This is a genomic window from Aeromonas sp. R7-2 (genome assembly GCF_040908105.1).
In the GTDB taxonomy this organism is placed as follows: domain Bacteria; phylum Pseudomonadota; class Gammaproteobacteria; order Enterobacterales; family Aeromonadaceae; genus Aeromonas; species Aeromonas caviae.
In genome coordinates this window covers 230267-256791 of sequence record NZ_JBFODC010000012.1, presented here as the reverse complement: position 1 = coordinate 256791, position 26525 = coordinate 230267, and the positions used below count along the sequence as shown (strand labels likewise).

26 protein-coding genes, 4 tRNA genes, 1 pseudogene and 1 riboswitch are annotated in these 26525 nt (G+C 61.9%); of the genes and pseudogenes, 13 read left to right on the top strand and 18 right to left on the bottom strand.

Annotation, left to right across the window (positions count from 1 at the left end; translation table 11 throughout):
- The first annotated feature begins 423 nt into the window (after positions 1–423).
- Both AB5Y47_RS02590 and AB5Y47_RS02585 read left to right on the top strand, forming a co-directional pair.
- Positions 424–1077 (top strand): GGDEF domain-containing protein, encoded by a 654-nt coding sequence (locus AB5Y47_RS02590; protein WP_368219759.1) that lies wholly within the window; start codon positions 424–426, stop codon positions 1075–1077.
- Positions 1067–2635 (top strand): EAL domain-containing protein, encoded by a 1569-nt coding sequence (locus tag AB5Y47_RS02585; RefSeq protein WP_368219757.1) that lies wholly within the window; start codon positions 1067–1069, stop codon positions 2633–2635. Before AB5Y47_RS02590 ends, AB5Y47_RS02585 begins: the two co-directional genes overlap by 11 nt.
- On the opposite strand, the gene AB5Y47_RS02580 is transcribed toward AB5Y47_RS02585, so the two are convergent.
- Together AB5Y47_RS02580 and AB5Y47_RS02575 are read right to left on the bottom strand one after the other, a co-directional pair.
- Positions 2632–3531, bottom strand: coding sequence for an AraC family transcriptional regulator (locus AB5Y47_RS02580; RefSeq protein ID WP_202015025.1), 900 nt, complete (start codon positions 3529–3531; stop codon positions 2632–2634). The genes AB5Y47_RS02585 and AB5Y47_RS02580 overlap by 4 nt on opposite strands.
- Positions 3532–3647: 116 nt before the next feature.
- Complete coding sequence (locus AB5Y47_RS02575) at positions 3648–4547, bottom strand: LysR family transcriptional regulator (protein ID WP_319860033.1); 900 nt, start codon at positions 4545–4547, stop codon at positions 3648–3650.
- A gap of 100 nt (positions 4548–4647) precedes the next feature.
- On the opposite strand from AB5Y47_RS02575, the gene AB5Y47_RS02570 reads away from it, so the two are divergent.
- The 3 genes from AB5Y47_RS02570 to AB5Y47_RS02560 all read left to right on the top strand — a co-directional run bounded on the left by AB5Y47_RS02570 (position 4648) and on the right by AB5Y47_RS02560 (position 7913).
- Complete coding sequence (locus AB5Y47_RS02570; protein ID WP_128274060.1) at positions 4648–5286, top strand: NAD(P)-dependent oxidoreductase; 639 nt, start codon at positions 4648–4650, stop codon at positions 5284–5286.
- A gap of 347 nt (positions 5287–5633) precedes the next feature.
- Positions 5634–6656, top strand: a complete 1023-nt coding sequence (locus tag AB5Y47_RS02565) for an isopenicillin N synthase family oxygenase (RefSeq protein WP_139737991.1) — start codon at positions 5634–5636, stop codon at positions 6654–6656.
- A gap of 93 nt (positions 6657–6749) precedes the next feature.
- Positions 6750–7913: a PLP-dependent aspartate aminotransferase family protein gene (locus AB5Y47_RS02560; RefSeq protein WP_039041267.1), complete on the top strand. Its 1164-nt coding sequence runs from the start codon at positions 6750–6752 to the stop codon at positions 7911–7913.
- A gap of 84 nt (positions 7914–7997) precedes the next feature.
- Here AB5Y47_RS02560 and folD read toward each other — a convergent pair whose 3' ends face one another.
- Positions 7998–8855, bottom strand: coding sequence for a bifunctional methylenetetrahydrofolate dehydrogenase/methenyltetrahydrofolate cyclohydrolase FolD (gene folD / locus AB5Y47_RS02555; protein WP_010674955.1), 858 nt, complete (start codon positions 8853–8855; stop codon positions 7998–8000).
- A 203-nt stretch (positions 8856–9058) separates the two neighbouring features.
- Here folD and AB5Y47_RS02550 point away from each other — a divergent pair.
- The 4 genes from AB5Y47_RS02550 (at position 9059) to katG (ending at position 12065) form a co-directional block, all read left to right on the top strand.
- Positions 9059–9135 (top strand) — tRNA-Pro (locus AB5Y47_RS02550).
- 36 nt (positions 9136–9171) lie between these two features.
- A tRNA-Arg gene (locus tag AB5Y47_RS02545) sits at positions 9172–9248 on the top strand.
- A gap of 46 nt (positions 9249–9294) precedes the next feature.
- Positions 9295–9370 (top strand) — tRNA-His (locus AB5Y47_RS02540).
- Between the two features lie 520 nt (positions 9371–9890).
- Entirely contained in the window at positions 9891–12065 is a 2175-nt protein-coding gene (gene katG / locus AB5Y47_RS02535) for a catalase/peroxidase HPI (RefSeq protein WP_368219756.1), read from the top strand.
- Positions 12066–12165: 100 nt separating this feature from the next.
- Here katG and AB5Y47_RS02530 read toward each other — a convergent pair whose 3' ends face one another.
- The 3 genes and pseudogenes from AB5Y47_RS02530 to AB5Y47_RS02520 all read right to left on the bottom strand — a co-directional run bounded on the left by AB5Y47_RS02530 (position 12166) and on the right by AB5Y47_RS02520 (position 13602).
- On the bottom strand, positions 12166–12930 hold the full coding sequence (locus tag AB5Y47_RS02530) for a DeoR/GlpR family DNA-binding transcription regulator (RefSeq protein WP_368219782.1): 765 nt from the start codon (positions 12928–12930) through the stop codon (positions 12166–12168).
- Between the two features lie 156 nt (positions 12931–13086).
- A pseudogene (locus AB5Y47_RS02525) lies at positions 13087–13200 on the bottom strand (HAD hydrolase family protein); the annotation flags it as partial.
- 9 nt (positions 13201–13209) lie between these two features.
- Positions 13210–13602 carry a hypothetical protein gene (locus tag AB5Y47_RS02520; RefSeq protein WP_368219755.1) on the bottom strand — a complete coding sequence of 131 codons (393 nt, stop codon included), beginning with the start codon at positions 13600–13602 and terminating at the stop codon, positions 13210–13212.
- A 596-nt stretch (positions 13603–14198) separates the two neighbouring features.
- On the opposite strand from AB5Y47_RS02520, the gene AB5Y47_RS02515 reads away from it, so the two are divergent.
- Positions 14199–14714, top strand: coding sequence for a phosphoribosyltransferase (locus tag AB5Y47_RS02515; RefSeq protein WP_368219754.1), 516 nt, complete (start codon positions 14199–14201; stop codon positions 14712–14714).
- Between the two features lie 216 nt (positions 14715–14930).
- Here AB5Y47_RS02515 and AB5Y47_RS02510 read toward each other — a convergent pair.
- Together AB5Y47_RS02510 and AB5Y47_RS02505 are read right to left on the bottom strand one after the other, a co-directional pair.
- Positions 14931–15018 (bottom strand) — tRNA-Ser (locus tag AB5Y47_RS02510).
- 247 nt (positions 15019–15265) lie between these two features.
- Entirely contained in the window at positions 15266–15721 is a 456-nt protein-coding gene (locus AB5Y47_RS02505) for a YbjN domain-containing protein (RefSeq protein ID WP_160839247.1), read from the bottom strand.
- Between the two features lie 155 nt (positions 15722–15876).
- Here AB5Y47_RS02505 and AB5Y47_RS02500 point away from each other — a divergent pair, with 155 nt between their 5' ends.
- Positions 15877–17214 (top strand): flavohemoglobin expression-modulating QEGLA motif protein, encoded by a 1338-nt coding sequence (locus AB5Y47_RS02500; RefSeq protein WP_368219752.1) that lies wholly within the window; start codon positions 15877–15879, stop codon positions 17212–17214.
- A gap of 70 nt (positions 17215–17284) precedes the next feature.
- Here AB5Y47_RS02500 and AB5Y47_RS02495 read toward each other — a convergent pair whose 3' ends face one another.
- Together AB5Y47_RS02495 and AB5Y47_RS02490 are read right to left on the bottom strand one after the other, a co-directional pair.
- Positions 17285–17866 carry a thymidine kinase gene (locus tag AB5Y47_RS02495; protein WP_010674989.1) on the bottom strand — a complete coding sequence of 194 codons (582 nt, stop codon included), beginning with the start codon at positions 17864–17866 and terminating at the stop codon, positions 17285–17287.
- A gap of 85 nt (positions 17867–17951) precedes the next feature.
- Positions 17952–19532, bottom strand: a complete 1581-nt coding sequence (locus AB5Y47_RS02490) for a Na+/H+ antiporter NhaC family protein (RefSeq protein ID WP_041211545.1) — start codon at positions 19530–19532, stop codon at positions 17952–17954.
- Between the two features lie 87 nt (positions 19533–19619).
- Positions 19620–19791, bottom strand: a riboswitch (Lysine riboswitch).
- Positions 19792–20108: 317 nt separating this feature from the next.
- Here AB5Y47_RS02490 and AB5Y47_RS02485 point away from each other — a divergent pair.
- Positions 20109–20507 carry an H-NS family nucleoid-associated regulatory protein gene (locus tag AB5Y47_RS02485; protein ID WP_041215041.1) on the top strand — a complete coding sequence of 133 codons (399 nt, stop codon included), beginning with the start codon at positions 20109–20111 and terminating at the stop codon, positions 20505–20507.
- Between the two features lie 77 nt (positions 20508–20584).
- Here AB5Y47_RS02485 and AB5Y47_RS02480 read toward each other — a convergent pair whose 3' ends face one another.
- The 5 genes from AB5Y47_RS02480 to AB5Y47_RS02460 all read right to left on the bottom strand — a co-directional run bounded on the left by AB5Y47_RS02480 (position 20585) and on the right by AB5Y47_RS02460 (position 23493).
- Positions 20585–21148 (bottom strand): cob(I)yrinic acid a,c-diamide adenosyltransferase, encoded by a 564-nt coding sequence (locus AB5Y47_RS02480; protein WP_041211547.1) that lies wholly within the window; start codon positions 21146–21148, stop codon positions 20585–20587.
- Positions 21145–21375 (bottom strand): DUF3820 family protein, encoded by a 231-nt coding sequence (locus tag AB5Y47_RS02475; protein ID WP_039038687.1) that lies wholly within the window; start codon positions 21373–21375, stop codon positions 21145–21147. The genes AB5Y47_RS02480 and AB5Y47_RS02475 overlap by 4 nt, the downstream gene beginning before the upstream one ends.
- Position 21376: 1 nt before the next feature.
- Positions 21377–22048, bottom strand: a complete 672-nt coding sequence (gene queE / locus AB5Y47_RS02470) for a 7-carboxy-7-deazaguanine synthase QueE (RefSeq protein ID WP_010674994.1) — start codon at positions 22046–22048, stop codon at positions 21377–21379.
- Positions 22049–22109: 61 nt separating this feature from the next.
- Entirely contained in the window at positions 22110–22817 is a 708-nt protein-coding gene (gene queC, locus AB5Y47_RS02465; protein WP_277855966.1) for a 7-cyano-7-deazaguanine synthase QueC, read from the bottom strand.
- Between the two features lie 22 nt (positions 22818–22839).
- Entirely contained in the window at positions 22840–23493 is a 654-nt protein-coding gene (locus AB5Y47_RS02460) for a tRNA-uridine aminocarboxypropyltransferase (RefSeq protein WP_174722086.1), read from the bottom strand.
- Here AB5Y47_RS02460 and rrtA point away from each other — a divergent pair.
- On the top strand, positions 23459–24037 hold the full coding sequence (gene rrtA / locus AB5Y47_RS02455) for a rhombosortase (protein ID WP_223915160.1): 579 nt from the start codon (positions 23459–23461) through the stop codon (positions 24035–24037). The genes AB5Y47_RS02460 and rrtA overlap by 35 nt on opposite strands.
- A gap of 86 nt (positions 24038–24123) precedes the next feature.
- Here the strand turns inward: rrtA and pyrF are convergent, their stop codons facing one another.
- From pyrF to AB5Y47_RS02440, 3 genes are all read right to left on the bottom strand, one after another.
- Positions 24124–24822 (bottom strand): orotidine-5'-phosphate decarboxylase, encoded by a 699-nt coding sequence (gene pyrF / locus AB5Y47_RS02450; protein ID WP_010674998.1) that lies wholly within the window; start codon positions 24820–24822, stop codon positions 24124–24126.
- A 121-nt stretch (positions 24823–24943) separates the two neighbouring features.
- Positions 24944–26110, bottom strand: coding sequence for a lipopolysaccharide assembly protein LapB (gene lapB, locus AB5Y47_RS02445; RefSeq protein ID WP_010674999.1), 1167 nt, complete (start codon positions 26108–26110; stop codon positions 24944–24946).
- Positions 26111–26119: 9 nt separating this feature from the next.
- Positions 26120–26404 (bottom strand): LapA family protein, encoded by a 285-nt coding sequence (locus AB5Y47_RS02440; RefSeq protein WP_010675000.1) that lies wholly within the window; start codon positions 26402–26404, stop codon positions 26120–26122.
- Between the last annotated feature and the right edge of the window lie 121 nt (positions 26405–26525).

Sequence of the window (26525 nt, the reverse complement as noted above, 5' to 3'; positions counted from 1 at the left end):
ATCCTCGATTACTTACTGCATGTGAATAGTAACAAATATCATTTGCATTTTATTGTTCTATTTTGCCCCGATATTAACAATTTGGGGCATGTTGGCGCGGAAGCGGGGAAAGCGAGGGTGGCAGGCATGCCATCTGCTATCGGAGGCAACATGGCGACGCCGTCGAGGCTCTCAGGGAGGGCTCATCATGGCCGCCTGATGAAGGACACCGCCTTCACTTGCACAGCCAATTAGAAAGTAACCATCACATATTCAGAACATGGCGGCATTTTCACCCCCATATTCACACTCATCAGACAAGTATGGTCGCGTTCTCCCTGCCCTTGTTGATCCTGGTCAATCGCTATTGATAAAGGAGGCGATAGCATGCCCACCCTTTTATCAGCCCTGATTGAGACAATACCAAGCCATCAGCACACGCCTATGCATGAGACCGCCTACCAAAACCTGCACTGCGATACCCAGCTCAACGTCACCTTCGGAGTCATCGTCCTGACCCTGCTTGTCGCCCTGATGCGCGCCGGACGCATCCACGCGGGCAAACCGGGGGATCAGTTGCGCCAGGAGATCCAGAACGGCCATCGCCAGATGCTGGAAGCCGTGGAGGCATCCAACACGGATGCCCTGACGGGCCTGTTCAATCGCCGCTGCTTTGACAAGGCACTCGACGACCAGTTGATCGCCGGCCGCCCTTTCTGCCTGGGGTTGATCGATCTGGACAACTTCAAATCCATCAATGACACCCACGGCCACCCGGTCGGTGACGACGTCCTGCGGGCGGTGGCCCGGGAAGGGCGGCAGATTGCAGGCCAGGAGGCCACCCTCTACCGCTACGGCGGCGAGGAGCTGGCCATCATCATTCCCGGGGATGACAGCACCAGAGCACTGACGCTGCTCGAGCAGTGGCGCACCCAGGTGGCACAGCGGCCATGGCGCGAACCGGAACTGGTGGTGACCTTCTCTGCCGGGTTGGGACTGTGGCGACAGGAGTCCGCCGAGCAACTGCTGGCGCGGGTCGATCAGGCGCTCTATCAGGCCAAGGATGCCGGCAAGAATCGGGTGCACCATGCCGACTGATCCCCTGGCACCGCGTCTGCGTCTGGCCATCGTGCTCGGGCTCCTCTTGCTGGTCGGCCTCACCGCCCTCAACCTCCTGCAGGCGGCCAGCGGCCTTCGCAAGGACAACGCGCGCAGCCTGAACCATGCCCGGGCCATGATAGAGAGTGCCATCAACGACAGTCAGTCCCTGGTCGAGGCCGCCCGCCCCCTCGCCATGGGCCGCTGCCAGGATGAGCAACTGGCCCTGCGCGACCTCATCACCGCCTCCCCCTATGCGCGGGCACTCTATGTGCTGGAGGGGCAGCAACTGCGCTGTACCACCCTGCACAGGCCCATCCTCACCCGGGATATTCCCCGTGGCCCGGCGGGCAACCAGACGCTGCTCCTCGCCAGACACAGCCCCATCACCGGGCAGACCGCCATCCTCTACCGTCAGCCATCCGGCGATCGCACCCTGCTGGTGGAGCTGGACGGCTTCCACATCTTCGGCGCCTTGCAGGCCGTGATGGGGGAGGACAACCTCTTCTTCCTCCTCGGGGACCAGGCCCTCGATGGCCACGGCAGGACCCTGCCCGCAGCCCGCCTGCTGGAAGGGGGACAGCGTCTGCAACAAAGCGATCCCACCGCTCATCCCTATCGCCTGGTGGCGCTCAACGGTTACAAGGAAGTGCTGGCGTTTGCCTGGGCGTACAACCAGGAGAACCTGCTTGCCGCCCCTGTGCTGGCGCTGTTGCTGGGGCTGCTCACCTTCTATCTGAGGGGGCGCAGCGGCTCCCCTCGCAGCGAGCTTGCCAGAGCCATGGCGGCCCGGGAGTTCATCCCCCATCTGCAACCCGTGATGGACAGGCAGGGGCGCCTGCGCGGTTGTGAAGTGCTGATGCGCTGGCGTCATCCCACACAAGGGATGATTGCCCCCAACCACTTCATTCCCCTCGCGGAGGAGTGCGGCTACATAGTACCGATGACCCGCCAGTTGATGGCCCAGACCCGGGATTATCTGCTCGGGGTGGCCGACAGGCTGCCCCCCGGCTTTCACGTCGCCGTCAATGTCTGCGCCCAGCACTTCAAAAACCAGGACATCGTCGCCGAGTGCCGCGACTTTCTTCACGCCTTCCCGGGCCAGGATCTGCGCCTGGTGCTCGAGGTGACGGAGCGGGAGATGGTGGATGCGGACGAGCAGACCCGCGCCATCTTCGATGCCCTGGACGAGCTGGGCGTGCTCATCGCCATCGATGACTTTGGCACCGGCCACTCCAGCCTCTGCTATCTGCAGATGTTCCATGTGGACATCATCAAAATCGATCGCAGCTTTATCAAGGGAATGAAAGAGGAAGGCCCCTCCCGCCATATCGTCGAAAACATCCTGGATCTCGCCCATCGCATGGAGCTGGCTCTGGTCGCCGAGGGGGTGGAGACCCAGGAACAGGTCGAGATGGCACGCCACTATGGCATCGACTACCTGCAGGGCTTCTACTTCGCCAAGCCGCTGCCACCGGCCCAGTTCACTGATCTCCTGACCAGCGCCACACGCCCGGAGCCATCGCGGCTCCATGCCGGGGTGAGCCTCCTTCCCTAACGGGGGGCGACGGGCAGCCAGTACTCCATGGTGGCGTCGGGCTGCTGGCCGTCAAAGCCGGGGGCATAGCGCTCCAGTTCGAAACCGTCCAGCCCCCGGTATGCCGACTCCGGCAGCCAGTGCAGGATGAACCAGTGCAGGCTCTCCCCCAGCTGGGCAATGGGTCCTTTGTGGGTGAGCACGGCATACTCCTGAACAGGCACGTTGAGACTCGACAGGCCGGGGGGCGTAGGCGCCGTCGTGGCCACTCCGGCCCAGTAAGGCAGCCGCTCCCCTGCCCCCGACACATCCACCACCCCCAGCCATTCCCTCGACAGGTCCAGCGCCCCCGTCTCGCGCAGCGCTCGCCAGATGGCGGGCACCGTCTGCTGAAAATCCGGTGAGGCATCGAACAACCCCCGGATCGTGCCACTGACTCCCTGCAAGGTGAACGCCGGCAGGCTCTCTATGCGCACCTGCACCAGGTTGGGAGAGGCAGAGCGGGGGACCGCCGCCCGCACCAGGGGCGTGCGCAGCCCCAGCCGCAGGCCCCGCTTGCGATACGCCAGCGGCGAGCAGCCAAATTGCTGCTTGAAGGCGCGGCTGAAACTCACTTCGGAGCCAAACCCGTGATCCAGCGCCACATCCAGCACCCGCAGCCGGGTGGAGAGCAGCGCCTCCGCCGCCATGCTCAGCTTCAGCTCGCGCACATAGTGAGCCACCGTCTGGCCCGTCTCATGCAGGAATACCCGTTGCAACTGCCAGCGGGACCAGCAGCTCTGCCGGGCCAGCGCCTCCAGGGAGAGCGGCTGATCCAGATTGGCATGGATGTAGTCGAGCACTCGCTCGATGCGGGTGAGGTGGGCGCGCGCCTCGGGTGCCGGCTCACGGAGTGGGTGGGGAGAAGTCGGTGTCATGATGCGCTTGAGACCACGCCAGCAGAGGGCGCTCTGGCCCGGGAGGGCCACATTAAACAGGGGTGTCGCGCCGACCGCAAGGCCGGCGCACCGCCTGGCTATTCATCCCGCCTCGCTCAGGGTAGACGGCTCTGGCCATGCTCGGCAAAGTGGCTGCGAAGGGCGCTGATCACCCGCCGCACCTTCTCCGGGATCTCCCGCTGGGGGGTGATGGCATGGATCTCCATGGGAGGGGCCAAAAAGCCCGGCAGCAGCACGAGCAACCGACCGGTGGCGAGATCTTCTTCTATTTCACCTTCCGGTTGCAGCGAAATCCCCTGCCCTGCCAGGGTGAACTGGCGCAGGGGCAAGACGTTGTTGCACAGCACCCTGGGCTTGGGCTTGATCTTGTGGGTCTCCCCCTTCTCGTCCAACAGCAGTATCCCCCCCCCCAGCATGTCCGAGGCCAACCAGTCGTGGGCCAGCAGATCCGCCGGGCTGCGCGGCGTGCCCTTGCGTGCCAGATAGGCGGGCGAGGCACACAGCAGCATCCGGGTCTGACCCAGTCTGCGCGCCACCAGGGTGGAATCTTCAAGCGTGCCGACCCGCAGCGCCACGTCGATGCGATCCTTGATGAGATCCCGCTTCTCGTCGTCGGCAATGATCTGGATGCCCAGGCCCGGGTGCGCCTGCAGCAGCGGCGAGAGCGCCCGCGCCAGGGGCTGGCCCGCCATCCCCACCGGCGCGGTGATCCGCACTTCTCCGAGCAGGCTGTCGCGCACCTCCGAGAGGCGCAGCTCGGTGTCGTTCAGGGTCTGCTGCAACGACTGGCAACCCTGCCACACCACTTCCCCCGCCTCGGTCAGGCTGAGGCGGCGGGTGGAGCGGTGCAGCAGGGGCAGGCCGAGCTGGCTCTCCAGTTGACTGATATGCTGGCTGACGGCAGACGGGGTCATGCCGAGGGCCTTGGCGGCGCCGGTCATGCTGCCCGCCTCCACCACGGCGGCGAAGATGGCGTAGCGTCTGAGCTGATCCATTATGAAGCCCTGCTTACAAGTGAATGCAATTTTAAGTGGATTATTAAATCACACTCGGGGGCGTAGGATAGCCCCATTCCCACAGTGAAGGAGAATTCCCATGAAGATTGCCCTCATCGGTGCCAGCGGTTTTGTCGGTTCAGCCATCCTCCAGGAGGCCGTCAGCCGCGGTCATCAGGTCACCGCCATCGTGCGTGACGTGAGCAAGGTCGCCGCTCACCCGCAAGTCACCGCCGTGGCGGTGGACGCCCAGGACAGCCAGGCACTGGCCAAGGTGCTCAAGGGGCACGATCGGGTGATCAGTGCCTACAACCCGGGCTGGAGTGCCCCGGACATCTACGATCAGTACCTCAAGGGGGCCAGCGCTATCGTGGCCGCCGCCAACGACGCCGGGAGCTGGTTGCTGGTGGTCGGCGGTGCCGGCAGTCTGGAAATCGCCCCGGGCGTGCAGCTGGTGGATACCCCGGAGTTCCCGGCAGAGTGGAAGCAAGGGGCCCTCGCGGCCCGGGACGGCCTCACCGCCCTTCGCCGGGAAACCACCCTCGACTGGCGTTTCGTCTCCCCACCGGTGTTCCTCGAACCCGGCGAGAAGCGCGGCGGTTACCGCCTTGGCACGGATCAGGTGCTGTTCAGCGGCGAGCAGCCCGCCGGGATCACGGTCGGCGATCTGGCGGACGGGGTGCTGAACGAGGTGCAAGCACCGGCTCACCTGCGCCAGCGTTTCACCCTGGGTTACTGAGGAAAGGCGCGCCAGCAACCCTTCCCATGACAGTCACACGGAGGGAGGCGGATGCCTCCCTCCGTCTTTTCTCTCCCGCGTCTATCCCGTCACGCCAATGTCGCTCTCGCCCGGTACGGCAGATCGCCGCCGGAGCCGCCCGATGCTCGTTCCATTCGCTCAAGTCCGAATTCCATTTCGAATTTTGTATATAACTAAGAATATTTTGTTGCTTCCACCTTATAACCTCGAACAGTAGCATCACCCTCAACCCAAACGGCGCCACTCAAGAAGAGTGCGCCCCGGTTTCGCAACACCCCGCACGCCGGGGCACGCAGACCCCGTTCACGGAAAGTGAGGAGATGCCCATGACCACCCCATCATTGCCGATCATCGATCTCGCCGCCCTCAAGGGCACCCCGGCTGCACGCAGCCAGATGCTGGCGCAGCTTGGCCAGGCCGCCCGCGAAGTGGGCTTTTTCTATCTGGTGGGCCATGATCTGAGCGAATCGGCGCGCCAGGAGACCCTGGCGCTCGCCGCCCGCTTCTTCGCCCTGCCACTTGAAGAAAAACGGGCGGTGCAGATGGTTCACTCCCCGCACTTTCGCGGCTACAACCAGGTGGGGGCAGAGCTCACCCGGGCACGGCCGGATCTGCGGGAGCAGTTCGATATCATGAACGAGGCCCAGGCCCTGCCTGTGGCGCATATTCGTGAACCCTGGCAGCGCCTCATCGGCCCCAATCAGTGGCCCGCCGCCCTGCCCGAGATGAAAACACGGCTGCTGGCATGGCAGGATCGACTGAGCGACATCACCCTCACCCTGCTGGATGCCTTCGCAGAGGTGCTGGGGCAGCCCGCCGGGGTATTTGACGAGAGCATTCGCGGTGCCCCCTACCAGCACATGAAGCTCATTCACTACCCCGGACAACCTGAAGGCAGCAGTGGTCAGGGGGTAGGTGCCCACAAGGATCCCGGCTACCTGACCCTGGTGATGCAGGACGATCACTCCGGGCTCGAGGTGGAGACGGCAGATGGCTGGATCCCCGCGCCCCCCCTGCCGGGCGCCCTGGTGGTCAACATCGGCGAGCTGCTGGAGCTCGCGTCCGACGGCTACCTCAAGGCCACCCTGCACCGGGTGGTGAGCCCGCCTCCCGGGGTATCGCGCCTCTCCTGCGCCTTCTTCATGGCGGCAAGGCTGGATGCGACTGTGCCACTGCTTAGCCTCTCCCCCGAGCTGGCGGCACTGGCCGAAGGGCCCCAGAGCGATCCCGCCAACCCGCTCTTTTATCAGGTGGGGGAAAACGTGCTCAAGGGGAGGCTGCGCTCCCACCCGGATGTGGCGGCCCGCCACTATGCAGGCGAGCCGCAGCGCGAGCCAGCGCTAGCCTGACAACGCCGCCACACCACATTAGAAAAGGGGCGCGACGGCGCCCCGGATAACACAAGCAGTCGGGCAACAGCCTGGCAATGACGGAGTACAAAAATGAAATTCAAGACCATGAGCGTGCACAGCGGCCAGCGGATCGATCCCCAGACCGGCGCCCTCACCACCCCGCTCTACCAGAGCAGCACCTTCAGCTACTTCAACGCCCAGGCGGGCAAGGAGCGCTTCGCAGGTCAAGCCCCCGGCTTCATCTACAGCCGCTTTGGCAACCCCACCACCGCCGAGCTGGAGCAGAAGCTGGCAGCCCTCGAAGGTGCAGATGAGGCACTGGTGGTGGCCAGCGGCATGGCGGCGGTGAGTGCCATCATGTATGCCCTGGCCGACAGCGGTGATGAAGTGGCCTATATCGGCCCCCTCTACGGCGGCACCGATGCCTTCCTCAAGCAGACCTTCAGCCGCGCCGGCATCAAGATCACCGCCTACGAGAGCGATCAGGCGCTGTTGGCCAACATCCGCCCCGCCACCAAGGTGGTACTCTTTGAAACCCTGACCAACCCCACCCTCAAGGTGGTGGATCCGCGGGTGGTGGTGGAGGCGGCCCGCAAGGTGGGTGCCATCACGGTGTGTGACAACACCTTCCTCACCCCCTATCTGCTGCGCCCGCTCGAGCTTGGCATCGACATCGTCATGCACAGCGGCACCAAGTACCTGGGCGGTCACGGCGACATCATCGCCGGGGTGGTGGCGGGCTCTCACGCGCTGATGAAGTCGATTCGCACCGTGGCCCTCAAGCACATCGGCTCCCCCATCGGCCCGCAGGAGGCCTACCTGCTGCAACGGGGGGTCAAGACCCTTCCCCTGCGCATGGATGCCCACCTGCACAACGCCCAGAAGGTGGCCGAGTTCCTGGATGCCCACCCGGCGGTGAAGAAGGTGATCTACCCGGGCCTTGCCAGCCATCCGGGCCACGATGCCCTCGGCGCCTTCGCCAGCGGCTTTGGCGGCATGGTGAGCATTGAGCTGGAAGGCGGGTTTGAGCGCTGCGCCACCCTGCTCGACAACCTGCAACTCTTCGTGCAGGCGGTGAGCCTCGGCGATCTCGAGAGTCTCGCCTGCCATCCGGCCAGCACCACCCACGCCGCCATGGACGAGGCGAGCCGCCTCGCCGCCGGAGTCAATGACGATCTCATCCGCTTCAGCATCGGGGTGGAAGACGCCGACGATCTGATTGCCGATCTGGCCGCTGCCCTGGCCCTCCTCTGATATCCAGTAGCGATCCGGGGGAGTGACGCAATAAAAAAAGGGAAGGCAATGGCTTCCCTTTCTCTTTTCTGCCCGGCGCCCTCATCAGGCGTCGTGGTAATCCTGGCAGGCGCTCAGGGTGTTCTCCATCAGGCTGGCGACCGTCATGGGGCCTACTCCCCCCGGTACCGGCGTGATGAAGGCGGCGTGATTGCGCGCGGTCTCATACTCCACATCTCCCACCAGGGAGCCGTCCGCAAGGCGGTTGATGCCCACGTCGATCACCAGGGCACCGGGTTTGACCCACTCCCCCGGAATGAAGTTGGGCTTGCCCACCGCCACGACCAGCAAGTCGGCCCGGCGCACCTGGGTCTCCAGATCCTGGGTGAAGCGGTGACAGGTGGTGGTGGTGCAACCGGCCAGCAGCAGCTCCAACGTCATGGGGCGCCCCACGATGTTGGAAGCCCCGACCACCACCGCATGCAGACCATGGGTCTTGACGCCGGTGGTCTCGATCAGGGTCATGATCCCCTTGGGGGTGCAGGGTCGCAGCGCCGGGATCCGCTGGGCCAGACGACCCACGTTGTAGGGATGGAAGCCATCAACGTCCTTGTCGGGACGAATGCGCTCCAGCACCTGGGTGGTATCGCAGTGGGCCGGCAAGGGCAACTGCACCAGGATGCCGTCTACTTCCGGATCCTCGTTGAGCTGGTCGATCAGGGACAGCAGCTCCGCTTGTGTCGCCGTGGCGCTGAGGTCATAGGAGCGGGAGACAAATCCCACCTCTTCACAAGCGCGACGTTTGCTGCCCACATAGACTTGGGAGGCCGGATCCAGCCCCACCAGGATCACCGCCAGACCCGGTGCCCGTTTCCCCTGCGCCAACCGCTGTTGGACTTGCGCGGCGACCTGATTGCGAATCGTTTGCGCAACCTGTTTTCCATCAATGATTTTGGCAGACATCGTTCTTCACTCACCATGTGTTCAACTGCGGCGCATTGTCGCATTTTTTTGGCGCGGGTGTTAGCGGCTCTCGCAGGGAGGGCAATAAGTAGGCACTTGAATTTACTGGTGGAAAAAGTCGTTGACGCTGACTTTGGCGCTTGGGTATGATGCCCGCCCGTTGCCCAGTGGTGCCGCCGAAGGTATGCTGGATGGCGAATTTTCGGTGATTAGCGCAGCCCGGTAGCGCATCTGGTTTGGGACCAGAGGGTCAAAGGTTCGAATCCTTTATCACCGACCAGGTTCATCGGGAAATCCCCGGATTTCTTGATACAACGCGCCCTTAGCTCAGTCGGATAGAGCAACGGCCTTCTAAGCCGTGGGTCGCAGGTTCGAATCCTGCAGGGCGCGCCATCGATACAGATGAGTTTGATTGCTGTATCGAAGGCAGATTTCAGTGGTGGCTGTAGCTCAGTTGGTAGAGTCCCGGATTGTGATTCCGGTTGTCGTGGGTTCGAGCCCCATCAGCCACCCCATTATTCCCCTCCAGGCTGGGATCAGCCTGATGAGACAGCAGCACGCTGTCTGTTTGGACCGGCCACTGGCCGGTCTTTTTGTTTCTGCGCCGTCCGCTTTTTGGCGCAACGCCCCCACCCCATCCTCTGGCGCTCGGTGCCCTGCTCAGGACGCAGTCCGGACCGCCGTCACAAAAATGGGGTTTTCTGCCCCGCTCAAGACAAGCCCTCCTCATGCCATGACCCAGCGCAAGTCCAGGTCTGATCCCTCGTGTTATGGATAAAAAGATTGATAACACGGCTGCCAGGGCGCTCCTTCCTTCTCTTACCCCTTGTCCAGGAGAGCCAAATTCGATGGCACCGATTCATCTTTTCGTAATACGGTCATCCCATCCTTAATCAATTAGCTGAAATATAAGGAGTTATTGATAACCCCCCGATGCCGGTCCAAGGCCCAGCCTGTCACATACCCCGCCGGTTGCAGGAAAAGTTCCCATACTGAGTTGTCTGCATTGCACATGACTGCCAAGGAGAGACAGAGATGAGTGAAGAAAGCAAATGCCCCTTCAACCACACCGCCGGCGTCGGCAGAACCAATCGAGATTGGTGGCCGAACCAGTTGCGGCTGGATCTGCTGCATCAGCATTCCCCCGGCGCCGATCCCATGGACAAGGACTTTGACTACGCCAAGGCCTTCGCGAGCCTGGATTACAAGGCACTCAAGAAAGATCTGGTCAAGCTGATGACGGATTCCCAGGAGTGGTGGCCGGCGGACTTCGGTCACTACGGCCCCCAGTTCATCCGCATGACCTGGCATGCTGCGGGCACCTATCGCACCACCGACGGTCGCGGTGGCGGCGGCCGTGGTCAACAGCGCTTCGCCCCCCTCAACAGCTGGCCTGACAACGTCAACATCGACAAGTCCCGTCGCCTGCTCTGGCCCATCAAGCAGAAATACGGCAACAAGATCTCCTGGGCCGATCTGCTGATCCTCGCCGGCAACGTCGCCCTGGAGACCATGGGTTTTCGCACCTTCGGCTTTGGCGGTGGGCGGCCCGACGTGTGGGAGCCGGATCAGGACGTCAACTGGGGGGATGAAATTGCCTGGCTCGGGGTCGATCCCGATCGGGTCAAGGGCGATCGCGAGCTCACGGCCCCCTTCGGCGCCACCCACATGGGCCTCATCTACGTCAACCCGGAAGGACCCAACGCCAGCGGTGACTACATGGAGGCTGCCAAGGACATCCGCTCCACCTTCGGTCGCATGGCCATGAACGATGAAGAGACGGTCGCCCTTATCGCGGGCGGCCACACCTTCGGCAAGGCCCACGGCGCAGCGCCCGAATCCCACAAGGGGCCAGAGCCGGAAGCCGCCCCTCTGGAGGCCCAGGGCCTCGGCTGGATGAGTGACTTCGGCAGCGGCCATGGCAAGGATACCGTCTCGAGCGGGCTCGAAGTAACCTGGACCAAGACACCGGCCCTGTGGAGCAACAACTTCTTTGAAAACCTGTTCAACTACGAGTGGGAGCTGACCAAATCGCCAGCCGGCGCCAAGCAGTGGGTGGCCAAGGATGCGCCGGAGATCATTCCCGATGCGCACATCCCCGGCAAGTTCCACAAGCCGACCATGCTCACCACCGACCTGACCCTGCGCTTTGACCCCGAGTTTGGCAAGATCTCCCGCCACTTCTACGAGGATCCGCAGGCCTTCGCCGATGCCTTTGCTCGCGCCTGGTTCAAGCTGACCCACCGCGACATGGGCCCCATCGCCCGCTACCTGGGGCCGGAAGTGCCCAAAGAGGAGCTGATCTGGCAAGACCCCATCCCCGCCGTCAATCATCCCCTGATCGATGACAAGGACGTGGCCCTGCTCAAGGAGCAGATCCTGGCGGCCTCCCTGTCCGTGGCCGAGCTGGTGTCGACCGCCTGGGCCTCCGCGTCCACCTTCCGTGGCTCTGACAAACGCGGTGGCGCCAACGGTGCCCGCATCCGCCTCGCCCCGCAAAAGGAGTGGGCCGTCAACCAGCCTGCCCAGCTTGCGAAAGTGCTTCAGGCCCTCGACGGGATCCAGCAGGCCTTCAACGCCTCGGCCACCGGTGGCAAGCGGGTCTCCCTCGCCGACCTCATCGTGCTGGCGGGCGGCGTGGGGGTCGAGCAGGCCGCGAAGAGAGCCGGTGTCGCCGTGACCGTGCCCCTCACTCCGGGCCGGATGGATGCCTCCCAGGCCCAGACAGATGTGGACTCCTTCGCGGTGCTCGAGCCCCTCGCCGATGGATTTCGCAACTACGCGGGCGAGTGCGCGGGCTTCGCGGAGACCATGCTGATCGACAAGGCGCAGCTGCTCACCCTGAGTGCCCCCGAGATGACGGTACTGGTGGGCGGCATGCGGGTGCTCGGCACCAACGCGGGCAACTGCCACGGGGTCTTTACCGCCGCCCCGGGTACCCTCTCCAACGACTTCTTCGTCAACCTGCTCGACATGGGCACGGAGTGGAAGCCGGCGGCTGGCAGCCAGGGAGTCTATGAAGGCCGTGATCGCCAGAGCGGCAAGGTGAAGTGGACCGGAACCCGGGTCGATCTGGTGTTCGGTTCCAACTCCCAGCTGCGCGCCCTGGCAGAGGTCTACGCCAGTGCGGATGCCAAGGAGAAGTTCGTGAAGGACTTTGTGGCGGCCTGGACCAAGGTGATGAACCTGGATCGCTTCGACCTCGCCTGAGGACGCAGGCAGGCGCCCCGTTCCCGACGCCCCGGGAACGGGGCGTTTTTTATGGGCCGCTTCCAACCCCCGGCCTCTCCCCGCTCTTCTCGCGGCGGCATCAGCCGGCGGTGATGACGGTGCAGCCCTCCCCTTCGAGCGTCTTGACCAGGACCGGATCCTGCCGGGTGCAGATCAGGTAGTCGAGATCCGCAGCGTTCAGGAAGGGGTAGGAGGCCAGGGACTCCAGCTTGTCGTCATTGCACAGCACCGCCAGCGAGCCGGAACGCTCCGCGACCCGGCGCTTGAACTCGCTGTCCTGGTAATGCACGGCGCTGAAGCCAAGATCCGAGGACCAGGCGCAGACCCCCAGAAAGCCGAGGTCGAAGCGGAACTTGTTGATGCCCTCGGCCGCCGTGATGTCGACGGCCCCGCCGACCAGCGGATCCTGCTCGCCACCGATGAGGATGGTCCTGATGCCGGGTCTCTCCAGCAGCCGGCAGGCGATGGCCGGGCTGTTGGTCACCACCGTCAGACCCTGGTGTTCCGGCATGAGGGAGGCCAGTAGCAGGTGGGTGCTGCTGGCATCCAGGAAGATCAGCTGGTTCGGTTTGACCAGGCTCAGGGCGGCCATGGCCAGGGCCTGCTTCTGCGCCACATGCTGGGTACTGCGCTCGGTCAGGGTCCCCGTCTGGGGCGACAGGGAGATGGCGCCACCGTGGATGCGCTTGCAGCGCCCCTCATCGGCCAGATAGCGCAGATCCCGCCTGATGGTCGCCTCCGTGGTGCCCAGCGGCTCCGCCAGCTCCGCCGCCATCACCTTGTGGTGCGCGGCCAGCAGATCCAGAATGAGGAGCCGTCGCTCCTCCGGTGAATACTTGTCCATGGTGTTCCCTTGTAATGGCCGGGCGATCATCGCCTGGCCCGTCTCACGCCCCCTGCAGCTGCAGTGCGAACAGTTGCAAGATGGTGTGCATGACGGCGTCCTCATCGTTCGAGCGGGTGATGAAATGGGCGGCATCCTTGGTCCGTCGTGGCCATTGCGCATGGCGAAACTGAAGTCGGCGCACGCCATCAGCTCGATGTCATTGAGCCCGTCGCCAAAGACCAGGGTCTCATGGCGACCGGCGCCGACCAGCTGCTGCAACCTGGCCACCGTTGTCCCCTAGTGCACGCCGGCATTGGCGATGTCTATCCACTGCTTGTCGGACGCCACTATGTAGGCCTCGTCATCACACTCGCCAAGCTGGCCCCGCAGATCCAGGCAGCGGCTCTGCTTGTCATAGAGGGTGATCTTCACAAAGTCCGTGGTGATGTCGCCAAAATCGGCGACCGTCTGCACCTGGGTGTAGGAGCGACGCACCAAGGCTTTCAGATGATCCGGCACCTCCTCCCGGATCGCCGCGCAGGCCGCCGTGCAGGCGATGACGATATGCTCGCCCGGCAGACGCTCCAACCGACGGATGATGGCCAGGCCCAGGGCGTTGCCCAGCAGCGCCTCGACCCGGTCGACCTGTTTTCCCGTGCAGGGCGCAAAATGTATCCCCTGCTGCGCCATGGCAGCAACCACCTCGGCGAACAGGGCTCGGTTGTCATCCCCCCTGCTATATGAGGAAGGTGCCGTCCATCTCCGTGATGATGAGCGTGATCATGCTGTTACCTCGGATGTATGCATTCTGATCGCGGTCATCATATCGCCACAATGAACACACACAAACAAATACAAGAACATTTTTGTTCATATGAACTCGAAATGATCATAACATGACCTCCTCGCTCGGAGGATCCCAGGCACAGCCCCTCCTTCGATTGTCATCCAAGGAGACCCCATGTTGTCCACACTCTCCAGCCGGCGGCCCCGGAAGGTGAGCGGCTCGCCACCCGAGCCACCTTCTTCTGCTCGGGCTTTGCCACGGCGGCCTGGGCCTCCATCATCCCCTTCGTCAGACTGAACGCCCAGATAAGCGACGCCACCCAGGACTATGTCGGCGTGCTCTCCAGCCCCTCACTGGTCGGCTTTGTCGCCGACGCATTCGGTCTGCCGGCTGCCCTCCACGGCGTCGTCTTGCTGATGGTGCTGGCCCTGCTCCTCAGCAGAGGCGTGGGGCTGGCACCCCGGGCCACCCCTCTTTCTACAACCTGTCAGGAGCTGCCATGAGAAACCCTGTTTTCGGCGACGTGGTATTAAATACCGAGGACATTGCGCTCGGCGTCGAGGTCATCGCCAAACGGCTCAACGAGCGATTCACGGAGGCGGTGGTGATCACCGTGGTGCCGGGCGGCATGCTGTTTACCGCCGATGTCGTCAGGGCGCTGCGCTTTGATATCGCCATGGACTACATCTCCTGCCCCCACACTCCGGGGGAGCGCCACAATGCCTCTCCCATCGTCTTTCACAACAATGTCGGCATCCGGGGCAGAGACGTCATCCTGATGGACGACGCCATCGAATCGGGGGGTACCATGAGGCGGCTGGTCGCGCACCTGCAGGCGTTCGCGCCACGTTCCCTGTCCATCGCGACCCTGTTTGTCAAACCAGGGCGCGTGGCTATCCCCGCCGAGCAGTTTTATGCCTATGAAATGACGAGCGATGACCTGCTGGTGGGCTACGGCCTGCCCTGGGAGCACAAGTACCGGAATATCCCCTATGTCTCCAGGTTGAAGAGATAACGGGACGGGACAAGGTTAGGGAGCGATAAACCGATCAGGATAAACCTGACAGCAAGGGAGGCATTGACCAGACTACATCCCGGTGTCGCCCGGTGTACGGCCTATGCCACTCCAGCAGGGCTAGTCCACCCGCCTGTCGATACCGGGTAGAGACCAGATTGCCGGTTACCGGAAAAACAAAAGGCCCCGTCTTGCGACGGGGCCTTTTGTTTTATTTGGCGGTGAGGGAGGGATTCGAACCCTCGATACGTTGCCGTATACACACTTTCCAGGCGTGCTCCTTCAGCCACTCGGACACCTCACCAAATTTTTACTGCTTGAAGTGGCTTTCGGAGCGCGCTGCGCGTGCATCTTGCCGACTTCGTCGGTGGGCAGCCTCTCGGATACCGCACCAAATTTTGTCTGTGGTTTAACGTGTTCAGCCAACACGGTGTTCGCTGCGCCGTTGCGCTGGAACGGGGCGTAATTTAGGGGAAAGCCCCGCCGCCGTCAACGGCTTTTTAGCCGCAGCGAACCGTTCGCACATTAAACGCACAGTTCAGGTGCTGAGGTCAGTGAACGGATTCCGGTGCGACCTGGATTTCCGGCAGGTTGAGGAAGCCAAGGCGTTCACATTCGGAAACCACTTCATGGGTGGCTGCCGTGGTGCTTTCAACGAACAGCAGGAATTGCTCGACGGTGAGACCCGCCTTGGTAAAGACGGTGTGACCCACAACGAGGCGTGGCAGGTTGTCATCGATGATGTCGAGGAACACCTTGAGGGACGGATATTGCATGTTGAGACGACCCAGTTCGGCCACCAGGGGCAGCAGCGATGAGGGGCGCACCTCCAGCTCGGATGAGAACAGCAGCCCTTCCTCTTCCACGAAGATCCGGCTCTCCTGGATGCCCTCGACGGACTGCAGGGAGACCATGTGGATGCCATGACACTGATCGCACACATAGTGCTCGATCCGGGCCTGTTGCAACCAACGCATTATCATTTCAGAGCTGGGGATATTCATCATTTTCACGACACGGTAGAGATCAAGGGGCGCAGTCTAAACCAATTTTCAGACAACCAAAAGCACACAGGCCGGATCCCCGTCGTCTCGCTTCTTTTTGACAGGCCCTGTGCCTATACTCAGCCATTCTCGTAGCGCACTCGCCTCCAAAGAGCCCGATGACCATCCAAGAAAAGTATCGCCTGCACCTCAAATCCCTCTCGGATGAACTGCTCGCCCTGCAAAAACCCATCCGCATCCTGGATGCCATCAAATGGCCCCGTCACCTGCAAAGCGACTTTCTGGTAAGTGGCGGCAAGGCACTGCCCGCCATCGACAGGCACTTCTATGAATCCCTCCCTCTGGAGTTCGATCCCCGCAACAAGTACCTTGAGCTCAAGGAGCTGAGGGACAGGATCCGCCGACGCCTCGGCCCCCAGGACGATCTCGGCCGGATCCTGCAAGAGACGGTGGATCAGTACATGGTGGTCATCGAGATGCTGCGCCAGCGCGGACAGCCGGACTTTCAGCGCTACAGTCAGCGGCTCTACGGCTCGGCAAGCGATCACCTGCGCGGGGATCGCAAGACCCTGAAGGAGCTGGGGGCCAGATTGTGCGACATCTTCTCCCTGCCCGGCGCCCGCCACCTGGTGCGTCCCTACCCCAAGGAGTTCGAGGGGGAAGCCGCGGTGGCGAGGTTGCAGGGCAAGCTGTCGAGCTACTTCAGCGATGGCACAGTCCAGGTCAAGCTCAGCGATGGCATCGTCTCCGATGCCGCCGCCGGGGGGGATTACATCAAGCTCAACTCCCACGCCCGTTTCTCGGAGCTCGATCTGCAGGTGCTAGAGGTACACGAAGGCTGGGTTCACGTCGGCACCACCCTCAACGGCCGCCAGCAATCTTACGCCACCTGGCTCGGCGCCGGCTCGCCCCGCATCACCGCCTGTCAGGAGGGGTTGGCAGTGCTCATCGAGACCCTCACGTTCAGCTCCTTCCCGGACAGGGCCAAACGCATCTCGGATCGGGTCATGGCCATCGACATGGCGGAGCGTGGCGCCGATTTCATCGAGGTGTTCCGCCACTTCGTGGCCAAGGGGGCCAGCGAGCACGACGCCTACAAGATCACCCAGCGGGTGTTTCGCGGAGGCATGGTCGAGGGGGGCGCCTGCTTTACCAAGGATCTCTCCTATGTGAAGGGCTATGTGGAGACGGTGAACTTCATTCGCAGCGCCGTGCTGGAGGGGGTGCCGGAGATCCTGCCCATGCTGTTCGTCGGCAAGGTGACCCTGGACGACATCCCCGTGCTCTATCAGCACTATCTGGAGGGGCTCATCGACGCCCCCCGCTACCTCCCTCCCATGTTTCGCGACCTCACCGGGCTCTACGTCTGGTTCGGCTTCGCCTCCGGTATGTCCCTGGTGGACATAGGCCGGGTACAGCAGCATTTTCGCCAGCTCTTCCACCGCCTGCCGGCGGCAGACCCCATCATCGCCCCTGTGGACATCGAGATCGACTGACTCCCACAGACAAAGAGGGCGCCAGATAGGCGCCCTCTTTGGTGTCCAGGCTGCACGAGCCAGCCACGGGTTACTTGAAGGCCCGTCCTTCCAGATAGTGCTTGCGGCAGAGCGACACATAGCGATCGTTGCCGCCGATCTCCACCTGCTCACCGTCGCGCATCACCTGCCCCGCCTCGTTGACCCGCGAGTTCATGTGGGCCTTGTTGCCGCACCAGCAGATGCTTTTGAGCTCCTCGAACTTGTCCGCCAGACAGAGCAGGTGGTAGGAGCCGGGGAACAGTTCGCCGCGAAAATCGGTCTTGAGACCATAGGCGATCACCGGAATGTCCTGCTCATCGACGATGCGGGCGAGCTGGTAGACCTGCTCACGGGTCAGGAACTGCGCCTCGTCAACGATGAAGACATCGATGTGCCGCTTTGCGTGGCGCGCCTTGACCATCTCGAAGAGATCGCAGCTGTCGCTGAACACCTCCACTTTCAGCTCAAGACCGACCCTGGCACTGATGACGCCGGCACCGAAGCGATCGTCGATGGCGGGCGTCATGGCCAGCGGATACATGCCACGCTCCAGATAGTTGAAGTGGGCCTGGATGAGCTGGGTCGATTTGCCTGAGTTCATGGTGGCAAATTTGTAGTGCAGTGAAGCCATGATGGGGTTCCGAAACGGGAGTGATGGGGCGCATGCTAACCAAAGCCCCTGCCAAAACCAAGGGGCCCGCAGGCCCCTTGTTCTCTTATGCGACTGCCACGGCGCTATACGCCCGGGCTTTGCGCAAATGGTAACCGGAGAAGATCAGGAACCAGAGCCCGCTCACGGTGAAACCGGCCAGCGCGGAGTGCATCAGCCCCATCACCAGGTAGCCGAGCGCCGCGCCAAAGGCGATGGCCAGGGCATAGGGCAGCTGGGTCATCACGTGATCGATGTGATGGCAACCGGCCCCGGTGGCAGACAGGATGCTGGTGCTGGAGATGGGGGAGCTGTGATCCCCGAACACGGACCCTGCCAGTACGGCGGCCAGCATGGGCAGCATCAGACTGATGTCGCTGGCGGCCGCCATGTCGCCGGCGAGCGGCAGCATGATGCCGAAGGTACCCCAGCTGGTGCCGGTGGCAAACGCCATGGCGCAGGAGAGCACGAAGACCACGGCGGGCAGCACTTCCACCGGCAGATTGCCATTGGCCAGGGAGGCCAGGTATTTACCGGTTTCCACATCGCGCACCACGGCGCCGATGGTCCAGGCGAACAGCAAGATGTTGATGGCGGGCAGCATGGCCATGATCCCCTGCGGAGCCGCCTTCATCCAGTTGCTTGCCCCGAGCTTGAGGCGCATGGCCAGACCGATGGAGACCACCAGGCTGCACAGAGCACCATAGACCAGGGAGGAGCCGACATTGGTGTTTTCGAAGGAGCCGAGCACGCTGAACGGCAGCCCCTTGTCGGCCAGCACCGCAGCCCCGGAGTCAATCATGAAATAGACGGTGGCCAGGGTGAGGGTCAGGATGGGCAGCACCATGTCAATCATGCCGCCATTGCTCTCCTCCGGGCTCTCCATGTCGAGCCCGATGGGGCGCCCCTTGGACTCGTCCCACAGCTTGCCCTCCAGTGCCCACTGCTCATGCTGGCGCATGGGGCCGATGTCGAGCTGGAAGGCGATCACCACCAGCACCATGATCAGGGTGAACACCGCATAGAGGTTCATGGGGATCATTTCGACGAAGGCGGAGATGGGGCTCTGGTCGGTCAGACCATGAGCCGCCATGATGCCGCCGACGAGGGCGATGATGTAGGCCCCCCAGGAGGAGATCGGCATCAGCACGCAGACCGGCGCGGCGGTGGAGTCCAGCAGATAGGCCAGCTTGGCGCGGGAGATCTGGAAGCGATCGGTCACCGGACGGCAGATGGCCCCCACCGACAGGCTGTGGAAGAAGTCGTCGATGAAGAAGGCAAACACCATCAGACCGGTCAGGGACTTGGCACCCTTGCGGGTCTTGGCGCGGCGCTCCGCCCACTCGGCAAACGCCCGGGTCGCACCGGAGACGCTCATCAGGCTGATGAGGCCGCCCAGCAGCAACATGAAGAGGATCATGTTGACGTTGTCACGATTGAGCGCACCGTCGACCCAGAAGATCCTGAGCACGGTATCGAGCATGTAATGAAGGGACGCAAGGGGAGAAAACTGGTTGAGCAGCAAGCTGCCTGCGACTATGCCCACCCCCAGCGACACCAGGACGCGGCGAGTGATGATCGCCAGCGCAACGGCCAGCAGGGGGGGAACGACGGACCAACCGGAGTCGGCGTAATGAACGATGTCCATGATCTCTTTGCACCTAAAGACAACAGGTGGAGATCTACCGAGAGGATCAAAGAAACAAAACCCATGGGGAGGGTATACTCCTCAGCCCCTTCAGGTAGCGCTCCATAGTGGATGACTATGGCAGTCCTGCACCTATTAGATGCAGAACCAGCAACCCGGTATGATGGCCTGGTCACTTCGGCGCCGACTCCTTTCATCGAGCATCGCAGGCATCACCCTCCGCTCGGTTACTCATAGGCAGCGCGCCTCTACTTAAAGGTATTCGCGGCACATTTTATCGAGCCACCGGGTGATAGCAAGTTTTTTGATTAAATTTCAAGGTTTCTGTGGCCCCCATACCTGCAAAGGTAGTCAAATGGTTCACCAAAAACTCCGATGGCGATATTTTCATCTGACACGAGCCCATTCGAAGATGTTGTCCCGTCAAACGGATAAAAATATCCTTCATATCTATTTCGAGACTTAATTTATCAGCCTAATTAATTATTTTGGCAGGCTTGACTTGGTGCCAAATACCCCTATAAATTATCGAAAAACCAGTTCTTCCCTTAATATTTTGCTCGCGTGGTAGCCAATATGAACGAATTTCTGAAAGTGCTGTTGAATATCCGTAGCCTGCGTGCAGCTTGCCGCGATTTGACGCTGGAACAACTGGAAGAAGGCTTGGAAAAGCTCTCCGCCATCGTCGATGAACGTCGGCAAGATGAATCCGCCGAACGCCAGGCCCGTGAAGAGCATCAAAAGAAAATTGCCGAATATGCCGAAATGCTGAAGGCCGCAGGGATCGATCCTGCCGAATTGGTCAACACCGTGGTGCCCGAGAATACCAAGGTCAGCAAACGTGCGCCCCGCCCCGCCAAATATCGTTATCTGGACAATGGCGTGGAAAAAACCTGGACCGGTCAGGGCCGCATGCCCTCGGTCATTGCCAAGGCCGTTGCCGAGGGCAAATCCGTGGAAGCCTTTGCCATCTGACAGCAATATCAGGCCCCTTTCCACAGCAATAAAAAACCTCGCAAGGCGAGGTTTTTTATTGCCGCTTCGAGCGATTGTCAGCCTCTGTCAGCCGCCTTGACCCAGAGGATCTCCGGGGTACCCGACGATACCAGCAGGTATCGGGCGATGGTGAAAAACCAGTCGCTCAGCCGGTTGAGGTAGGGCAAAACGGCCGGATTCACCCGCTCTACGCGGCTCAACCCAAGCAGCAGACGCTCGCAGCGACGGGTCAGGGTACGCACCACATGTGCCTGGGCCGCCGCCCGCGAACCGCTCGGCAAAATAAAATTGCGCAGCACCGGCAACCCGGCACTGTAGGCATCGATCTGTTGCTCGAGCCTGTTCGTCCAAGCCTCGTTCACCTGCCACAGCGTATCCGTTTGTGATTCACTGGAAAATGCCAGCTCCCCCCCCAGATCAAACAGCTCCTGCTGCAACAATATGAGATCGGCCAGGAGAGTCGTCTCCCCGGCGGGTATTTCAGCCATCAACAAGCCTATTTGGGAATTCAGCTCGTCGATGGCGCCATAGGTCTCGACACGTTTATCGTCTTTGGCCAGGGAAGTGCCATCGGCCAGTCGCGTGAGCCCCTTGTCCCCTTGCCTTGTATATATTCTCATTCTGACATCCTGTTAATAATGGGAATAATCATGGACTCGAGTCCATTGAGCTTTATCTCGTAGGCCAGTGCCAGAGACTGGCCCAGGGTACCGGCTGGAAAACCGCTTCGCGCCATCCATACCAGATAGGGCTCGGGAATATCGATGATGCGCCGCCCCTTGTATTTCCCGTAAGGCATCTTGCTGGCCAGCGTCAGCAAGATGCGCTCATCGCTGAGTCCATCCATATCAATCGATATTCAGGTATTTATGGGTCTGGATGGAGAGTCGCCAGTTACGGGCGATGCAGGTCGCCATGGCCAGCTCCGTGGCCCTGGCTTTCTGGCTGATGGGTTGCAGCGCAATCATCACATCGGGGCGCAGCCGGGCGGTGGCCAGCAGGGCATCCAGCTCCTCGATATGGTGCTCGGTGGCCACCGGGTGCTTGATCTCGTTGGCCCGCTCCAGTGCAGAGACCAGCACCGGCAACCCACCCTTCATGCCGATCTTGGGGGAAACAGTCACCCAGGTCTGCTCATGGGTCAGCACCTCGCTGGTCCCGCTGGTTTCGATCTGCACCTGATAACCCGATGCCACCAGGGCCGAAGAGAGCTCGCGCAAGTCGTAGAGGCAGGGCTCACCACCGGTCAACACCACGTGACGGGCCCGGTAACCGAGCCGGGTAAAGCTGGCCAGAATATCTTCCGTGCTCATCTTGCTCCAGCCGTCGGACTCATTGGAACGATCGAGTACCTCGCCAGGGGCCACCTCACGCTCGGGGTCCACCACCCAGGTGTGGCGGGTATCGCACCAGGGGCAGCCCACCGGGCAGCCCTGAAGGCGAACGAAGATGGCGGGCAGGCCGGTAAATACCCCCTCCCCCTGGATGGTCTGGAAGATCTCGTTGATTGGGTAGTGCATCTTGGTCACGACTTGCTGCAAAAGGGGCGGATTATACCCCAAACCCGGGCTAGGCACAGGCTCAGGATCCGCTTTTCTCGCCCAGTCCGCTCTTCTCGTAAAGTCTGGCACGGATGCCGCTCTTGTCAGCCAGATAGTGATCCAGGCCACGGCGACGCAGCTCGCAGGCCGGACAGGCCCCGCAACCATCTCCCTGGACACCGTTGTAGCAAGTAAGCGTCTGGTGACGCACGGTATCGAGGTGACCGTAATGATCCGCCAGCGCCCAGGTTTCGGCCTTGTCGAGCCACATCAGGGGGGTTTCGAAGCGGATGGGGCGATCCAGCCCCAGGGAGACCGCCTGATTGAGCGCCTTGACGAATTCGTCGCGGCAATCGGGATAACCGGAAAAGTCGGTCTCGCACACCCCGGTGATCACCGCTTCGGCGCCCACCTGATAGGCATAGATGGCCGCCAGGGTCAGGAACAGGATGTTGCGTCCCGGCACGAAGGTGTTGGGCAGGCCGTTCTCCTGAAGCTCGAAGCTCACCGGTATGTCGTCCCGGGTCAGCGCCGAAATGGCCAGCTCCCCGAGCATGGTCACATCCATTACCTTGTGGGCGGCGATCCCGAGCGCCGTCGCCAGATGGCGGGCGGTGTCAATCTCCGCCCGATGGCGCTGGCCGTAATCGAAGGTGATGGCATGCACTTCGTCATAGCGGGCCTGTGCCTGCACCAGACAGGTGGTGCTGTCCTGCCCGCCACTGAAGACCACGACGGCTTTTTTCATGTTTTTCACTCCTCTGGGCAACTCAACGGCGGCGGCCTTGTGCAAAGTCATGCCACTGCCGGTTCAAATGGGTAAACAGGGTCATCAGCGGGGCGAAGCGCTCAGGCTCTCCTTCCCACCGGGACAACAGATGGTAGCCCGCTTCCAGGGTGGACAGTGCCTCCTCAAAGGGCTTCTTGCGAATGGAATATTGCCCAGCAATGGCGCCGAGGGTGATCCGCGGCAACCCGAGCAGTGCAGGTGAGCTGTGCAACATGCGATAGGCTTTGCGCCAGGTGCCATCGAGGAGGATGAAGTGGGCTCGCACGGTGCGCCCACGCCTCAGGAGATGCTCCCTTGCCTCTATCAGGGTCAGGGCCTCCTCATCGGGCCACAGCACATAGCACTGGACAGCGGGGTCGGCAAGCAGGGCATTGAGCCCTTCATCGTCGGAAAAGTCCTCCCCCACATGGATGCGCACATCGGTCAGGGACGCCGCCAGCAACGCAGCCGTCCCCTTGGGGTGACCTACTTCGGCAGGGTGTTGCAGGATATGGAGCGCAGCCAGGTTCGGCACCCGCTGAATATAATCGCACAGGCACGCTTTGAGGGCCCGGGTACAGCGTGTACAGTATCGGCTCTCTTTGTCGTTGGGCTGCTTCATGTTGTCAGGAAAATCGGGTCTGCTCTGGGTCATCGCGCTTTCGCTCGTCACTGCCTTGCTCTTTTTCACCGTGCCAAATCATCAGCTCGCCTTCGATCGCGACCTGATCGCCCAGGGCGAAGGGTGGCGCATCATAACAGGCAATCTGGCACACACCAATGGATGGCATCTGCTGCTCAACCTGAGCGGTCTGGCCGTGCTCTACAGCCTGTTTCAGGAGTACCTGACGGGATGGCGCCTGCCCGTGCTGCTGCTGCTGCTGGGGACGGCGGTCGGACTCGGCATCTGGTGGGGCTGCCCGCAAACCCAGTGGTACATGGGACTCTCCGGCCTGCTGCACGGCTTGTTCGTATGGGGTGCCATGCAGGACATCCGCTTTCGCCGTCACTCCGGCTGGCTGATGCTGGCGGGCGTCGCCATCAAGCTCGGTGTGGACTTTTACAGTGCCGGCGAGAGCCCTGTCTCCGCCTTGATCGGTGCCAGGGTACACATCGAGTCACACTTCATCGGCGCACTCGCCGGCCTGCTGCTCGGCCTCTTCCCCATTCGTCTGGACGCCCAGGCCGTCCACTCCTGAGCTCCCCATAGGCAAGGCCAGCCCACGGCCAAAATGCAGCAGGCCGGATCTGGGATCCGGCCTGCGCTCATTCGCCCATTACGCCGTTACCGGCAAAGCTCGGCATTGATCGCCCCAAGCACGGCGGCGGGATCCGAGGACTGGGTGATAGGACGGCCGATCACCAGATAATCCGCCCCCGCCTCCACCGCTGCCAGCGGCGTCATGACGCGGCGCTGATCACCGGCAGCCGATCCGCTCGGACGAATGCCCGGCGTCACCAGCTTGAATTCGGCTCCCAGCAGCCCCTTCAGCACACTCGCCTCTTCCGCGGAGCAGACCACACCATCCAGCCCGGCCGCCTTGGCAAGGGTGGCCAGGCGGATCACCTGTTCTGCCGGCGTCACATCCAGACCCAGGGGCGCCATGTCGGACTGCTCCATGCTGGTCAGCACGGTTACCCCGATGAGCAGGGGCGCCTTGTCCCCGTATGGCAGCAACGCCTCTCTGGCGGCACGCATCATGCGTTCGCCACCGCTGGCATGGACATTCACCATCCAGACGCCCAGCTCCGCACTGGCCGCCACCGCCTTGGCGACGGTGTTGGGAATGTCGTGAAATTTCAGATCCAGGAAGACGTCGAACCCCTTGGCCACCAGTTGACGAACGAACTGGGGACCAAACAGGGTAAACATCTCCTTGCCTACTTTGAGGCGGCACTGGGCCGGTGAGATCTGCTCAATGAAGGCAAAGGCGTCGGCTTCGTGCTGATAATCCAGCGCGACCAGTACTTTGGGGTCTTGCATGTCACTTCCTATGGATTGTTATGCCACAGCCAGGCGCAGCAGAGCCGGGGCCCGGTTGCACGCTGGCATCTGAAATTCTTGGGTATCCGTGCTCGCCCGGGCGTGTTGGCCTCGCTGGCGTTTACTCCCCATCCAGCCCTCGGATCGGCTTGATGGTGCCCCACTGCCGGCAGGAAGGGCATTGCCAGAACAGCGAATGGGTGGCAAAGCCGCACTGACGGCACTTGTGGGTCGACTTGATCTTGATCTGCTCACCGACCAACTGTTGCAGCAGCTCCAGGCTCTCCTTGGCAGGCCCCTCCTCGGCACTGGCCAACTGGAAACCGACCAGCTGATAAAACCCCTTCATGGAGGGGTGGCGACGCAGTTGGCGCAGCACCAGCGCACGGGCCTGACTCAACCCATCGCGGGCCTCCACCAGATTGGCCAGCGCCAGGGTCACGCTGACCCCCGCATGATCCTCTACCGCTTTTTCAAGCAGCGGGATCAGCTCCTGGCTGCGACCAAGCTGGCGATAGCATTCGAGCAGTTTTGGCATGGCTTCGGAGGCAAAGTCGATGTCCTGCTCGAACACCCGCAGGAGCTCCTTGGCCGCATCCTCGAACCTGCCCTCCTCCATCGCCAGATCGGCCAGCCGCAGGCTGGCGCGGGCACAGGCCGGGTGGGCACCGAGCGCACGCTTGAGCTTGGCGATGCCCGCAGGCTTGTCGCCATCGCGCAAGGCACTCTCCGCCTGTTCGCAATAGAAGTGGGAAATGGGCTCGGCCAGTTTCTTGCCCTGGAATTTCTGCAGACGCACCGCCACGGCGATGGCATTGTCCCAGTCACGCAACTGCTGATGAATGATCAGGAGCTGTGCCAGAGCCGTCTCTTCGAAATCGCTGTCATCACACAGCTCTTTCCAGAGTGCTTCGGCCCGATCGAGCAATCCGGCAGCCAGAAAGTCACGGGCCAGCTCCTGCAAGGCAAGCTGACGCTGCTCACGGGTCAGCTGACGGGCGACCAGGTTCTGGTGGATCTTGATGGCGCGATCGACCTCGCCCCGTTGACGGAACAGGTTGCCGAGGGAGAGGTGGGTTTCGATGGTTTCGCTGTCGACTTCCAGCAGCTGGATAAAGAGATCCACCGCCTTGTCCGACTCGTCAGAGAGCAAATAGTTGAGGCCCGCCACGTACTGGCGGGAAAACTGGTTACTCTGTTGCTGGGTGTCCTGGCGAACACTCCTGCGGCCCATGTACCAGCCATAACCGGCGGCGATGGGCAACAGCAGGAAAAGCAGTTCAAGCATCGAGGGACATTATTCCTTGGTTGTCGACCGGGCAAGCTCCAACTCGCGAGATTGACGACGCATGGTTCGGTTCAGGGTGCGATTTTGCAGTTTGAGACGCAGGAACAGCAGACCAAATACCAGCCAGCCCAGCAGAAAACCGCCGGCGAAGAAGAACCCCAGCAACATGGAGAGCGAGAACTCCCCCTGGGCGATCAAGTAGTTGAACTGCACCAGCTGACCATTTTGAGAACCGATGGCAAGGGTCAGGACAAACACCAGCACCAGTGGAATGAGGGCCAAGATACGCTTCATGGGAGCTCCCTGTCTGTAGCGAATGAGTGACTGATTATCCTTAAAATCACAGGCAGACTCTAGCGCGAATGGGAAAAGAGTGTGAGAAACCCGACAACGGGCAGACTCCAGAACATAAAAA

Coding starts and splice junctions, on each gene's coding strand:
- AB5Y47_RS02590 (WP_368219759.1), top strand. CDS start 424: ATGCATGAGACCGCCTACCAAAACCTGCACTGCGATACCCAGCTCAAC.
- AB5Y47_RS02585 (WP_368219757.1), top strand. CDS start 1,067: ATGCCGACTGATCCCCTGGCACCGCGTCTGCGTCTGGCCATCGTGCTC.
- AB5Y47_RS02580 (WP_202015025.1), bottom strand. CDS start 3,531: ATGACACCGACTTCTCCCCACCCACTCCGTGAGCCGGCACCCGAGGCG.
- AB5Y47_RS02575 (WP_319860033.1), bottom strand. CDS start 4,547: ATGGATCAGCTCAGACGCTACGCCATCTTCGCCGCCGTGGTGGAGGCG.
- AB5Y47_RS02570 (WP_128274060.1), top strand. CDS start 4,648: ATGAAGATTGCCCTCATCGGTGCCAGCGGTTTTGTCGGTTCAGCCATC.
- AB5Y47_RS02565 (WP_139737991.1), top strand. CDS start 5,634: ATGACCACCCCATCATTGCCGATCATCGATCTCGCCGCCCTCAAGGGC.
- AB5Y47_RS02560 (WP_039041267.1), top strand. CDS start 6,750: ATGAAATTCAAGACCATGAGCGTGCACAGCGGCCAGCGGATCGATCCC.
- folD (WP_010674955.1), bottom strand. CDS start 8,855: ATGTCTGCCAAAATCATTGATGGAAAACAGGTTGCGCAAACGATTCGC.
- katG (WP_368219756.1), top strand. CDS start 9,891: ATGAGTGAAGAAAGCAAATGCCCCTTCAACCACACCGCCGGCGTCGGC.
- AB5Y47_RS02530 (WP_368219782.1), bottom strand. CDS start 12,930: ATGGACAAGTATTCACCGGAGGAGCGACGGCTCCTCATTCTGGATCTG.
- AB5Y47_RS02520 (WP_368219755.1), bottom strand. CDS start 13,602: ATGGCGCAGCAGGGGATACATTTTGCGCCCTGCACGGGAAAACAGGTC.
- AB5Y47_RS02515 (WP_368219754.1), top strand. CDS start 14,199: ATGAGAAACCCTGTTTTCGGCGACGTGGTATTAAATACCGAGGACATT.
- AB5Y47_RS02505 (WP_160839247.1), bottom strand. CDS start 15,721: ATGATGAATATCCCCAGCTCTGAAATGATAATGCGTTGGTTGCAACAG.
- AB5Y47_RS02500 (WP_368219752.1), top strand. CDS start 15,877: ATGACCATCCAAGAAAAGTATCGCCTGCACCTCAAATCCCTCTCGGAT.
- AB5Y47_RS02495 (WP_010674989.1), bottom strand. CDS start 17,866: ATGGCTTCACTGCACTACAAATTTGCCACCATGAACTCAGGCAAATCG.
- AB5Y47_RS02490 (WP_041211545.1), bottom strand. CDS start 19,532: ATGGACATCGTTCATTACGCCGACTCCGGTTGGTCCGTCGTTCCCCCC.
- AB5Y47_RS02485 (WP_041215041.1), top strand. CDS start 20,109: ATGAACGAATTTCTGAAAGTGCTGTTGAATATCCGTAGCCTGCGTGCA.
- AB5Y47_RS02480 (WP_041211547.1), bottom strand. CDS start 21,148: ATGAGAATATATACAAGGCAAGGGGACAAGGGGCTCACGCGACTGGCC.
- AB5Y47_RS02475 (WP_039038687.1), bottom strand. CDS start 21,375: ATGGATGGACTCAGCGATGAGCGCATCTTGCTGACGCTGGCCAGCAAG.
- queE (WP_010674994.1), bottom strand. CDS start 22,048: ATGCACTACCCAATCAACGAGATCTTCCAGACCATCCAGGGGGAGGGG.
- queC (WP_277855966.1), bottom strand. CDS start 22,817: ATGAAAAAAGCCGTCGTGGTCTTCAGTGGCGGGCAGGACAGCACCACC.
- rrtA (WP_223915160.1), top strand. CDS start 23,459: ATGTTGTCAGGAAAATCGGGTCTGCTCTGGGTCATCGCGCTTTCGCTC.
- AB5Y47_RS02460 (WP_174722086.1), bottom strand. CDS start 23,493: ATGACCCAGAGCAGACCCGATTTTCCTGACAACATGAAGCAGCCCAAC.
- pyrF (WP_010674998.1), bottom strand. CDS start 24,822: ATGCAAGACCCCAAAGTACTGGTCGCGCTGGATTATCAGCACGAAGCC.
- lapB (WP_010674999.1), bottom strand. CDS start 26,110: ATGCTTGAACTGCTTTTCCTGCTGTTGCCCATCGCCGCCGGTTATGGC.
- AB5Y47_RS02440 (WP_010675000.1), bottom strand. CDS start 26,404: ATGAAGCGTATCTTGGCCCTCATTCCACTGGTGCTGGTGTTTGTCCTG.